This window comes from Pseudomonas sp. 91RF (genome assembly GCF_003576265.1).
GTDB lineage: Bacteria > Pseudomonadota > Gammaproteobacteria > Pseudomonadales > Pseudomonadaceae > Aquipseudomonas > Aquipseudomonas kribbensis.
In genome coordinates, this window is sequence record NZ_QWFC01000024.1 from 480,714 (window position 1) to 493,024 (window position 12,311).

The 12,311-nt window shown below is 59.9% G+C and carries 6 protein-coding genes; 5 read left to right on the forward strand and 1 reads right to left on the reverse strand.

The genetic code is table 11. The features are described from left to right. Positions 1 to 77: 77 nt before the first annotated feature. The 5 genes from DXT77_RS13420 (at position 78) to argR (ending at position 4,456) form a co-directional block, all read left to right on the forward strand. The gene (locus tag DXT77_RS13420; RefSeq protein WP_065261785.1) at positions 78 to 767 is read left to right on the forward strand and encodes an ABC transporter permease; all 690 of its coding nucleotides are present in this window, start codon (positions 78 to 80) and stop codon (positions 765 to 767) included. Next, positions 764 to 1,462 carry an ABC transporter permease gene (locus DXT77_RS13425; protein WP_119427932.1) on the forward strand — a complete coding sequence of 233 codons (699 nt, stop codon included), beginning with the start codon at positions 764 to 766 and terminating at the stop codon, positions 1,460 to 1,462. The genes DXT77_RS13420 and DXT77_RS13425 overlap by 4 nt, the downstream gene beginning before the upstream one ends. Before the next feature lies 1 nt (position 1,463). Continuing rightward, positions 1,464 to 2,576, forward strand: coding sequence for a succinylglutamate desuccinylase/aspartoacylase family protein (locus DXT77_RS13430; RefSeq protein ID WP_119427933.1), 1,113 nt, complete (start codon positions 1,464 to 1,466; stop codon positions 2,574 to 2,576). Positions 2,577 to 2,599: 23 nt separating this feature from the next. After that, on the forward strand, positions 2,600 to 3,364 hold the full coding sequence (locus tag DXT77_RS13435) for an ABC transporter ATP-binding protein (RefSeq protein ID WP_003227281.1): 765 nt from the start codon (positions 2,600 to 2,602) through the stop codon (positions 3,362 to 3,364). Between the two features lie 111 nt (positions 3,365 to 3,475). Next, positions 3,476 to 4,456 (forward strand): transcriptional regulator ArgR, encoded by a 981-nt coding sequence (argR, locus tag DXT77_RS13440; RefSeq protein WP_085709719.1) that lies wholly within the window; start codon positions 3,476 to 3,478, stop codon positions 4,454 to 4,456. A gap of 50 nt (positions 4,457 to 4,506) precedes the next feature. On the opposite strand, the gene DXT77_RS13445 is transcribed toward argR, so the two are convergent. Continuing rightward, positions 4,507 to 12,237: a dermonecrotic toxin domain-containing protein gene (locus DXT77_RS13445; RefSeq protein ID WP_119427934.1), complete on the reverse strand. Its 7,731-nt coding sequence runs from the start codon at positions 12,235 to 12,237 to the stop codon at positions 4,507 to 4,509. Positions 12,238 to 12,311: the final 74 nt, after the last annotated feature.

Consider the following 12,311-nt stretch of genomic DNA (forward strand, 5'->3'; position numbering starts at 1 on the left):
CCGTCCGAAATGGCGCAAGCAACAGGATCTCTGCGGTTTGCGCCATTTTTTCATCCCAACTTTCGAGGACCTGAATCATGTTGAAAGGCTACGGGGCTGTCATCCTCGATGGCGCTTGGCTGACGCTTCAGCTCGCCTTGTCGTCCATGGCCCTGGCCATCGTTCTCGGGCTGATCGGTGTCGCATTGCGCCTGTCGCCAGTGCGCTGGCTGGCCTGGCTGGGCGATCTGTATTCCACGGTGATCCGCGGGATTCCCGACCTGGTGCTGATCCTGCTGATCTTCTACGGCGGTCAGGATCTGCTCAACCGCGTCGCCCCGATGCTCGGCTATGACGAGTACATCGACCTGAACCCGCTGGCCGCCGGTATCGGCACCCTCGGTTTCATCTTCGGTGCATACCTGTCGGAAACCTTCCGTGGCGCGTTCATGGCGATCCCCAAAGGTCAGGCGGAAGCCGGCATGGCGTACGGCATGAGCAGCTTTCAGGTGTTCTTCCGGGTGCTGGTGCCGCAGATGATCCGTCTGGCGATTCCGGGCTTCACCAACAACTGGCTGGTGTTGACCAAGGCCACCGCGTTGATTTCCGTGGTCGGTCTGCAAGACATGATGTTCAAGGCCAAGCAGGCGGCCGACGCCACCCGCGAGCCTTTCACCTTCTTCCTCGCAGTGGCGGCGATGTACCTGGTGATCACCAGTGTCTCGTTGCTGGCGCTGCGTCACCTTGAGAAGCGCTACTCGGTAGGCGTAAGGGCGGCTGATCTATGATCTTCGACTACAACGTCATTTGGGAGTCGCTGCCGCTGTACCTCGGCGGCCTGGTGACCACCCTCAAGTTGCTCGCGCTGTCGCTGTTTTTCGGTCTGCTGGCGGCGTTGCCGCTGGGCCTGATGCGCGTCTCCAAGAACGCCGTGGTCAACGGTACGGCGTGGCTCTACACCTACGTGATTCGCGGCACGCCGATGCTGGTTCAGCTGTTCCTGATCTACTACGGTCTGGCCCAGTTCGAAGCGGTGCGTGAAAGCTTCCTCTGGCCGTGGCTGTCCAGCGCAACGTTCTGTGCGTGCCTGGCGTTCGCGATCAACACCAGCGCCTACACCGCCGAAATCATCGCCGGCAGCCTGAAGGCCACGCCGAACGGTGAGATCGAAGCGGCCAAGGCCATGGGCATGTCGCGGGTCAAGATGTACAAGCGCATCCTGCTGCCATCGGCCCTGCGTCGTGCACTGCCGCAGTACAGCAACGAAGTGATCATGATGCTGCAGACCACCAGTCTGGCGTCCATCGTGACCCTGATCGATATCACCGGCGCGGCCCGTACCGTCAACGCGCAGTTCTACCTGCCGTTCGAGGCGTACATTACCGCCGGCGTGTTCTACCTGTGCCTGACCTTCATTCTGGTGCGCCTGTTCAAGCTGGCCGAACGTCGCTGGCTGAGCTACCTGGCCCCGAGGAAGCACTGATATGGAACGCATCGACCACGTTCTGCCGTGGAGCCACCTGGGCAGCGAACGCCGGATTTCGGTGTTTCGCTTCGGTAGCGGCGAGCGCAAGGCCTACATCCAGGCCAGCCTCCACGCCGACGAACTGCCCGGCATGCGCACCGCCTGGGAACTGAAAAAACGCCTCGGCGAACTCGAAGCCAAAGGCCTGCTCAACGGTGTCATCGAGCTGGTGCCCGTGGCCAACCCGCTGGGTCTTGGCCAGTTGCTGCAAGGCAATCATCAGGGGCGTTTCGAGGCCGGCAGCGGCAAGAATTTCAACCGTGATTTCGTCGAGCTCAGCGCTCCCGTGGCTGCCAGGCTGGAAGGACAACTCGGTGATGATCCGCACGCCAACATCCGTCTGATCCGTCAGGCAATGGCCGATCATCTGGCCGCATTGCCCGAGGCCGGCAGCCAGTTGCAAGGCATGCAGCGCATCCTGCTGCAACATGCCGCCACCGCTGACGTGGTGCTGGATCTGCACTGCGACTGCGAAGCCGCGCTGCACATGTATGCGTTGCCGCAGCACTGGCCGCAGTGGCGTTCACTCGCCGCGCACCTGGATGTGAAGGTCGGCCTGCTGGCGGAAGACTCCGGTGGCAGCTCGTTCGACGAAGCCTGTTCGTTGCCGTGGCTGCGTCTGTCACGGCTGTTCCCGGACGCGCAGATTCCACTGGCGTGCCTGGCAACTACCGTTGAACTGGGCGGTCAGGCTGACACCACACCTGCACAGGCCGAAGCCTGGGCCGAAGGGATTCTGGCGTTCCTCGCCGAGCAAGGCCTGATCCGTGGCGAGTGGCCAAGCGCCGTACGCGAACCGTGCGAAGGCATGCCGTTCGAAGGCACTGAATTGCTCCTGCCACCGCATCCCGGCGTGGTGAGTTTCCTGCGCAAGCCCGGCGAGTGGGTTGAAGCCGGTGACAAGATTTTTGAAGTGATCGATCCGCTGTCGGATCGGGTCAGCACGGTGTGTGCTGGTACGTCCGGGGTGCTGTTTGCCATTGAGCGGCTGCGTTACGCCCAACCCGGTTTCTGGCTGGCCAAAGTGGCGGGGCGCGATGCGCTGCGCGACGGCCCTTTGCTCAACGACTGACTGTTTTTGTGAGAACCGACCGCATGTACAAACTTGAAGTCCAAGACCTGCATAAACGCTATGGCAGTCACGAAGTGCTCAAGGGCGTTTCCCTGAAAGCGGCCGCCGGCGATGTGATCAGCATCATCGGCTCCAGTGGCTCCGGCAAAAGTACTTTTCTGCGTTGCATCAACCTGCTCGAGCAGCCGCACGCGGGCAAGATCCTGCTCAACAACGAAGAGCTGAAACTGGTTGCCAACAAGGACGGCGCGCTGAAAGCCGCTGATCCGAAACAGCTGCAACGCATGCGTTCGCGCCTGTCGATGGTGTTCCAGCACTTCAACCTGTGGTCGCACATGACCGCGCTGGAAAACATCATGGAAGCGCCGGTTCACGTGCTGGGCGTGTCCAAGGCCGAAGCCCGCGAGAAAGCCGAGCACTACCTGAACAAGGTCGGCGTGGCCCATCGCAAGGACGCGTTCCCTGGGCACATGTCCGGTGGCGAGCAGCAGCGTGTGGCGATCGCCCGTGCGCTGGCGATGGAACCGGAAGTGATGCTGTTCGACGAACCGACTTCGGCCCTCGACCCGGAACTGGTCGGCGACGTGCTGAAAGTCATGCAGGCCCTCGCTCAGGAAGGCCGGACCATGGTGGTGGTGACTCACGAAATGGGCTTCGCCCGTGAAGTGTCGAACCAGCTGGTGTTCCTGCACAAAGGCGTCGTCGAAGAAAGCGGCAACCCGCGTGAAGTGCTGGTCAATCCGCAGTCGGAACGTTTGCAACAATTCCTCTCGGGCAGCCTCAAGTAATCGCTCCCGTTATGCACCAAATTAGGTCATGCTGCGCAGCGCGCCAGATGGTCTAATTTGGTTGCAGCCGATTTCGGTTTTTCCCTCTGTTTACGTTTCGGATCGCCCGCCATGACTGCCCATCGAATTGGTTTCCTGATTTGGCCCAGCACTAAAGCTCTGACTTTGGCGCTGGCAGAGGAGGCCTTGCGTGTTGCCCAGCGTGTGCATCCGGACGTGGTTTACGAGTTGTCGTTCCTGCAGGCCGAAGCACCGACCGAAGGTGAATGGCAACTGCCCGGCGAGCCCTGGGCCGGCAAGCTCGAAAACTTCCAGAAACTGTTCCTGCTCGCCGATGAGCCACCGACCACTCTGGCGCCGGCACTCAGCAGCGCGCTGAAACAATTGGTGCGTGCCGGTTGTGTGATCGGCGGTCTGTCGGCCGGTGTGTACCCATTGGCGCAACTCGGTCTGCTCGACGGTTACCGCGCGGCGGTGCACTGGCGCTGGCAGGACGATTTCGCCGAGCGCTTCCCGAAAGTCATCGCCACCAGTCATCTGTTCGATTGGGATCGCGATCGCCTGACGGCCTGCGGCGGCATGTCGGTACTCGATCTGTTGCTGGCGGTGCTGGCCCGTGATCACGGTGCGGAACTGGCCGGTGCGGTTTCCGAAGAACTGGTGGTCGAGCGCATCCGCGAAGGCGGCGAGCGTCAGCGCATTCCATTGCAGAACCGCCTCGGCTCCAGCCATCCAAAACTCACGCAAGCCGTGCTGCTGATGGAAGCCAACATCGAAGAGCCGCTCACCACTGACGAAATCGCCCAGCACGTGTGCGTGTCCCGTCGCCAACTGGAGCGGATCTTCAAGCAATACCTCAACCGCGTGCCGAGCCAGTACTACCTGGAACTGCGCCTGAACAAGGCCCGGCAGATGTTGATGCAGACCAGCAAGTCGATTATCCAGATCGGCCTGTCCTGCGGGTTCTCCTCGGGGCCGCATTTCTCCAGCGCCTATCGCAACTTCTTCGGCGCCACGCCACGGGAAGACCGCAACCAGCGGCGCAGCAGCAGCCCGTTCGAACTGTCGTCGGTGCCGCCCGAGCGCGGTTGATCCTTCAAGCACAGCGCCATACGTCATGGCGCTGTTGTTTCAGACACTTTTCAATCCTCCATCTCGACACTGGGACGACTGCGCACCGGCGGATGCTCTAGCACGCCGTCAACGTTCAGCGTCATGCCCGTTTCCTGGTAATAAGCCCGGATTCGCTGCATGGCCTGAGCGGAGAAGGGGTTGCCGCGCAAGTCGTAGCGGTCACCGACATACGCCGGCACCTCCATCAGTTCGTCCGGCATTTCGCTGATTTCATTGCCCGACAGATCCAGCTCCATCCAGTTGAAGTTATCGAGCACACCCTTCGGTATTTCACGGATGCCGGTGGTGCTCAGGTCCAGATCTGTAAGTCCCTGCAAATTGCTGAGGTCGGGTGTCAGCCCGAGCGGGTTGTCATGCAGATGCAGCAGATCAAGGTTGTCCAGTGTGGCCAGTCCTGCCACATCGCGCGGCGACAGCGTGAGATCGCACGCCGGCAGGCTCAGCGTGTTGAGCCGTCTCATCTGGAAGATGGCCTCAGGGATATGGGTCAGTTCATAGCCTTGAATGTCGACGCTTTCAAGGTTGCGAAACCCCTCGAGGAATCGGCCGATACGAGGCGAGTAATCACTGGTACTGACCAGATGCAGATCCGAAACGTGGCCGAAGTCGGCGCTCATCGTCGGCAATTCACCATGGATCGGTAGCCTGAAAACGAAGTGGAATTCACGGGCGTCCGCACCTTCCACCGGTGTTTTGCGCCAGCAAGTCAACAAGGCCTCTCTGAACGCCGACCTGTGTTGCTCCTCCAGCAGACGATCCTCAGGTGAGAGGGGGAGGCCGGTCAGGTGGTCGTCGGGTATGGCGGTCTCCCAGGCCGCCAGCTCTCCCAGCAGTCCGACGAATTCGGCTTCCCGGCGGGCGAGTTCGATCCGGCCATCGGTCAGCGTGCCTTCGAGCCGATAGATGAAGACGCTTGCCTGTTCATCGTTCAGCGCAGGATAAAGTGTCCGGACGCGTGCGATGTCGGCAGGCTCGGCCAATACGCCAAGGTCTTCTCCGGTTCTGCGGTAGTAGGCCTTTATCTGCTCACGCGTGGCGACACCCAATGGATTGTTGCCGAAGTCAAAGCCTTTGCTGGCAGCGGCGGGCAGATCGAAGATTTCCGTGGGCAATTCGGTCAGGCGATTGCCGCTGAGAATGGCTGTTTCCAGCCAGGGCGGATCCAGCAAGCCCGGGGGCAATGCGGATATCCCGGTGTTCGCAAGGTCGAGAAACTCCAGATTCGGCAACGTGCGCAGATCGAATAACCGGCCCAACGGGTTGTTGTAAAGATCGAGCCTCACCAAATGAGTCAATGACGATAGCGTTGCAACCCCGTCGTCATCCAGCACGACTCCGCAGTTGCTCAGAACCAGTTGCTGGAGATCCGTCATCCCGGTCAGTGCTTGCGGAATTTCTGCCAACGCCAGGTCTCGTAATTCAAGGGAGTCGAGCCCGGTAAATCTGCGCAGAAAACCGGAGCCGGCTCTTAGCTGGGGGTTGCCGGTGATCGATAGCGTCGTGACATGTGCAAAGTCTGCATGCAAGGCCGGGAGGTCACCGATGAACGCCGGGTTTAGATTGAGGGCGGGGGTTCTCGATTCAGGGGTTTCCAGAGACCTTTCGCGCCAGAACGATTCGATCTCCAGTCGGAACATGATGCGATTGGCACGCTCGGCGGAGCGGTCACTCTCGGTCAGAAGAATGTCACTGACCGGGTAGCGTTCGGGGATATCGGTCACCCATTGTTCAAGGTCACTTTCAAGTTGTCGCAGCTCGGTTTCCCAGCGCTGGATCTGTAGTCGACCGTCCTCAAGGGTTCCCGGGAGCAGATACAGCACTCGATTGGCGTCATCATTGTCCAGGGACGGGAACAGCTCACGGATACGATCGACGTCTTCCGGTGGCATTGATACGCCAAAGTTCTGCCTGAACTGCCGGTAACACAACTTGATGCGTTCGCGTGTGGCGACTGACAGTGGATTGTCGGCAAAGCTGAACTGCCTCGGCGTACGGGCAGGGATATCGAAGAGGATTTCGGGCAATTCGCGGAACTGGTTACGCTCGAAATTGGCGACAACGAGGCGGGGATGATCGAACAGACCGTCGGGCAAGTTCGAAATCCCGCTGTTGATCATGCGCAGTTGCGTCAGGGCGGGCAGCGTTTCGAGATCGGGCGATGTCCCCAACGGGTTTCTGCTCAGGTTCAGGTATTGAAGGTTGCTCAGGGAAGACAGGGTGGTCCGGCTCTGTGGTGTCAGTGTCAATCGGCAGTTTTCCAGCACCAGTCGTTCCAGCGTGGGCATACGCAGTGAGGTCAGCGGGTTCTGTCCAAGATCGAAATCGTGCAGTTCCAGGTGGCGCAAGGCTGAGAAGGGTTGCAGGAACGCATTGATGTCGCCCAGTGCTGCATTGCCTGTCAGTGATACCTCGCGGATGTGGCTGAAGTCTGCGGCCAGAGTCGGTAACTCCCCGATGAATGTCAGGCTGGCAATCAACGAGTCACCGCGTTGCCTGGGGCTTTCTGGCAGTCGTGCTCGCCACAGTTCCTGCAACAGATCGGAAAAAGCTGTCCTGGCCGAATGTTCCGAGAACAATTGTCGTGGGGCCAGTAGCTGAGCGCTGAAAGGGTGGGCCCGGGGAACGGCCGTTTTCCATTGCGTCAGATCCGTTGTGAGTTGTTCGATCTCCGCTTTCCAGTGCCTGAGCTGGCCACGGCCATGCTCCAGGTCTTCCGGCAAGCCATAGAAGACGTCACTGGCCTCCTCATTATCCAGGGCGGGAAACAGCGCCTGGGTGGCTTCGATGTCGGATTGTTCGGCAAGTATTCCGAAATCCACACCGGTTTCACGGCTGTAGCGTTTGATCCTTTCCAGCGTGTCGAGGCTGAGTGGATTACCGGAAAAGTCGAATCCTTCGCTGGCTGAGGCGGGCATTTCAAACAAGGCATCTGGCAGTTCGCTGATTTGATTGTCGCTGACAATGGCTGTTCGCAACGTCGGATGTCCGTGCAGCCCTGTGGGTACATCGCTGATCCCGGTATGGGAAAGATCCAGGTAAAGAAGTTCGGGCAGGCTGCCGGCGTCGGGTGCTCGGCCCAGCGGGTTGTTGGGCAGCTCGAGGGATTCGAGTTCACGCATTGCCGCCAGTGCGGCCTGTAGTTCTCCGGTGAGTTCAACGCCGCAGTTATTGAGCAGCAAAGTTTCCAGAGCAGGCAGGCCGGCAAGTGTTTCCGGCAACTGATCCAGTGCAAAGTCGTGGAGGATCAGGCGCTTCAGCCGGGGAAAGCTTTTGAGGAACGGTGCGGTGGCCTGTATTTGCTTGTTGCCATTCAGTGACAGTGCCGTGATGTGGCTGAAATCGGCCGTCAGAGCGGGCATGTCACCCATGAACGAGGCTTGCGCCGAAAACACGTCTGCCCTCGTCAGGGGATGTGCGGTCGAACGATGGCGCCAGAGTCGCTCAATCCTTCCGGCAAATATTTCTCGCTCGTAAAACTGGTTGAAGTGTTCGTTGGGCGTCAGTAGCTCGCCCGTGGACGGATTGCGGTTCGGCGTATCTCGCGCCCAGGCAGCCAGGTCGGTGGTCATGCGGGTCAGTTCGTTTTCCCAGCGATCCAGCTGAAGGCGGCCCTGTGCCAGGGAGCCGGGCAACTCGTAGATCAGTTCGCTGGATTGACGATCGTTCAGGTCGGTGAACAGTGCCTTGATCCGGTTTATATCCGCCTGATCGGGGCGCACGCCCAGATCGCTGCCGGTCCGGTTGAAATAGATCTTCACCTTTTCGCGAGTCGCAACGGACAACGGGTTGCCGAAAAAGTCGTACCCGGCGGTGGCGGACGCGCCTCGTTCGAACAATGAATCAGGCAATGCGGTGATCCGGTTGTCGGTGAGCCAGGCACTGATAAGTCGGGGATGACCCAGCAGACCGGGCGGAATATCGGAGATCCCTGTGCTGGACAGATTCAGATGCGACAGATCAGGCATGAAGTTGACATCGAACGTTGCTCCCAGCGGATTGCCTTCCAGATCCAGCGCGGTCAACCCGTTGAGGGAGGACAGCAGTGACTGGTTTTCCGGGGTAAGGACGATGCTGCAACTTTGCAACGTCAGTTGTTTCAGCTCGGGGAGGGTCATCAGGCGCGACGGAAGCCTGTGCAGGTCGAAATCACGCAGATCCATGCGGACCAGGCCCGGAAAGCTTTCGAGAAAGGCGTTCACGGCACCGGGGTGGCTACTGCCGATCAATTCCAGATCGCTGACGTGGCTGAAGTCAGCCGTCAGAGCGGGCAGGTCGCCCACCACTGGCTGCGAAAAACGCAACTGGTAACCGTGAGGTCCCTGGGTTTCCCTGCGCCAGCAACTGCGCAGGGTGTGGGCGAGCGTCTGGCGATCTCGGAGGGCGGCCATTCGTTGTTCGTCTGACAGCCGGGTGTTGTCTGTCGGGCTGGTTTCCGGGAGATCGAACATCCACTGATTGAGGTCGCTATCGAGTTGAGCGTATTCAAGCTGAAGACGCGACAGCTCGGCGATCGCACCGATCGGGTGGCGTTCAAGTCGCCGGGCCATGGCGATCTGTTCTGCTTCGGATATTCTCGGGTAGATCTGCCTGATCCGGTTCTCCAGCGTATGGGGTGTTTGCCGGGACTGTGGCGGATTGCGTGAGTAACCATCGGTGCCCAGCAAGCGCAAGGTATCCATGACGGGAGGCGGCACAGGGTCAGGCAACATTGCCAGCCTGAGTTCGGTGCGGGGCAACGGGTTTTCACGGATGGCTTGCCTGAGCTTTTCTCCCTCGCCGATCTGCAGGTTCAATGCCTGTCGCTGTGCGTCCGGCAAGGCTTGCAGGACGGCAGTGTAGAAATCGGTCGGACCGAAAAGATCCAGCCCCTGTTCGTCCTGTGGTTGCCAGAAGTCATCGGAGGTGCGGATCAGTACTTTTTGAATCACAGCCTCGGCCGGCCCGGTGCTGTCGAGTAACCGTCCGTTCCGGGACTGGGCGCGAACCTCAAAGCGAACCTCCCCGGACCAGCCCGGCAACTGTTGAAGGCTGTGCAAGGCCAGGGTGTCGGTGTCGGGATTGTGCACCGAGTCCAGTTCCAGTCCTTCATAGGCGCGGGTGATGCGCAGTTCCTGCCTGGCGTGTTCTGCCAAAACCTGTTGCCGTTCAGGCCAGTGTCCTCGGCTGATTTCCACCAGCTCCGCACCCGTAGCCGTGTTCAGCAATTCTTCGGTGATTCTGGCGGGCAACTGTGGTTCGTGCCGGGCCACATGCCTGACGAGGGGGGCGTCGCGATGCTGGAGTGCCTGATAACGTGCCTCGAAAAGTGAAGTGCGGTGCTGTCGGGCGATCTGTGCGAGTCTGGCTCTCAGCTTGCGGCTGCGTGCCTCGAGGGCGAGCATCTCGCCGAACGCCTCTTCCAGCAGCGTGTTGATTTCCGGCTCGCTGAGGGTTTGAAGCAGAGTCTTGAGCAAGTCACCCCCTTCAAGTCTGTCCTGTCGTAACTCTGTCAGTGGAAGCTGGTCATTGGTCGTGGATTGCCATGCGATTTCACCCTGCTCGTCGATAAAACACAGCCTTTTGCTGTCTGGCCACAGACTCTGTTGCTTGAGTAGCTGGAGCTGGATCAGCGGATCGGCATTCAGATACTCCTCGGGGTTGTCGCTGGCGATTCGGTCAATGAAGACTTGCAGGTCCTGATCGATCCTGAAGCGCTGGATGCTGTCAGCCAGCAGTGGTGGCACACGCTCCTGGTCGACGTGCATTTTGCGCAGCGCATCTTCCGAGTAGCCGCTGACCTTGAGGATGCGCTCGCGTCGGGCGGGGGATAAGGTTTCGACGCTATGACCGATGCGTTGCAATGCGGTCGCGCTGTCCCACTCGAGCGGTCGTTCAAGCTCGGTGTGAAAGGCGCCCTCGCCGTTATGGCGCACGATGGGGCGGTAGGCGTCCGCGCGGGTCGGATGCTCAATGTACAGTTTGCCGGGATGCTCGTGATCGCTGACTTCGTAATGGGTCTGATCGGCGGGGAGCAGCCTTTTCCCTTGGTGCCAGTGCAGCCCCTGTGGATCGGGCCCGGACCCTTTGGGTGGCTGGATCTGGCGCGCGTACGGCTGCAGATCCGGTTTCCAGTACAGCGTCTTGCCGTTGCGTAGTTTCACGGGTTGGAAACGGTCGATCAGTGCAATGAGCTCGGCCGGCAATACCTTTGGCAGCTCCTGGACGGCGATGAAGCCGCCGATGCCGAAGGCGCCGAGCTGGATCAGCGAATCCAGCGCGCCGAACATGTGTTCGGCGACTTCTGTGCTGAGCCCTTCGGCCCAGTCGACGACGCCTTCGAATACTTCGTCGAGAAACTGATAGGCCATGTACGCCATCATCATTTCGCCCAGAAAGGGTACGAAGGGCATCAGCACGAACGAAGCGATTTCAAGAATCGAAGAGGCAATCCGGCTGAAGGCGTCCCATGTCGCCCAGCGCGCGTTGCGGTCGACTGTGGCAGTCGGGACAGCGATCGTCGTAGCGTCATTGAGGATCTTGTTCAGCTTTCGTTGATAAAGCTGATCCAGCAGTCGGCCCTCGATAGGCGTGACGGCAAATTGCAGATCGGGCTTGTCGACGGGCGTATCCCGCCAGGCGGGCAATGAGCTACCGGGTTCCGAGGGGTGCCATTTCACCCGGCTCAGGCGCTGTCCGAGGTCGGCGAAAAAATACCCGCGCTGGTCGTGGGCAACGAAGCGGCTGAAGAACTTCTGATAGTCCGGGCTACGAAGTTGACGTGTCAGCTCGCGCATCATGTCTGCGGTCGAGGCGTATTCCTTGACCGGATGTTCGGGGTCGTCCGGCACATAGGCCACCACTCTGACCAGGGTGCGTGCCTGCTGCAGATCCGGCGCGAAGAGAACGATGCCGGTCAGCTTCGACGACATCATGCTCAGGTCATGGCAAAGCAGTGCCTGTCCATTGACTCGCATGCCTTGCAAATCGTCGAGCAAACCGCCGATCAGGCGCACGTACAACTCGCTGACATCGCCATTCATTTTTGCCATGTGCAGGGCGGCCTGGAGGGCGGCCTTTTCGCTGACGTTGATGCGCTGACGCAGTGCCGCGCCGGCGACGGGGTCGTTGATAGCCAGGTTTTCTTCAAGATACGACTTGTAGCGGGCGCCGATGTCCAGTTCCCGGCACAGTCGGGTGAATGCCGCGATGCTCAGGCGTGCCTTTATCTGCGGCAGGGTTTCGAACTGACCTGACGGTGATGGCCTGGTAGTGAAGGTCGATTCGCTGGAGTAAGCGTCAGCTTCGGTTTCGTCTTCTTCGAAGTTGTGCAGCGCTGCATCGAGCAGTGACACCGTCCAGCTCCGGCTGCCGGTGGTGATCGGGAGCCCGGGTGTTTTCACCGGGATGTAGAGGCGCAGGAACGTGTTCCTGACATCCACGTCCAGACTGAATCTGCTCGTCAGCGCCTGGGTCAGGATCGGCTCGGCGTAGGCGCAGGCGTCCTGCAGATGCTCAAGTGTCCGGTCGATGGTGTTTTGCACGCTCATGCGCTGGGCGATGAGCGCTCTCAGTTCATCATGTTGCGCCTTCGGCGCTTTTTTGAGTGTGTCGGTGAGCGTGCGGCGATTGTGCTTCAGGGCCTGGCGGCGTACGGCCGAGGTTTTGCCGAGCCATTCCGGGAAAGCGTTTCTGAGAGGTTCGTAGTGCTCGGGGGGATTGAGCGCTGTGTGGGCTGCAACCTGTCCGGTGGATGCCTGCATCGAGTCTGTCCATGTACGTCGGGAAACCGTCAGCAAACCAGAGATCTCGGCAGTGGATGCAGTACATATGTATG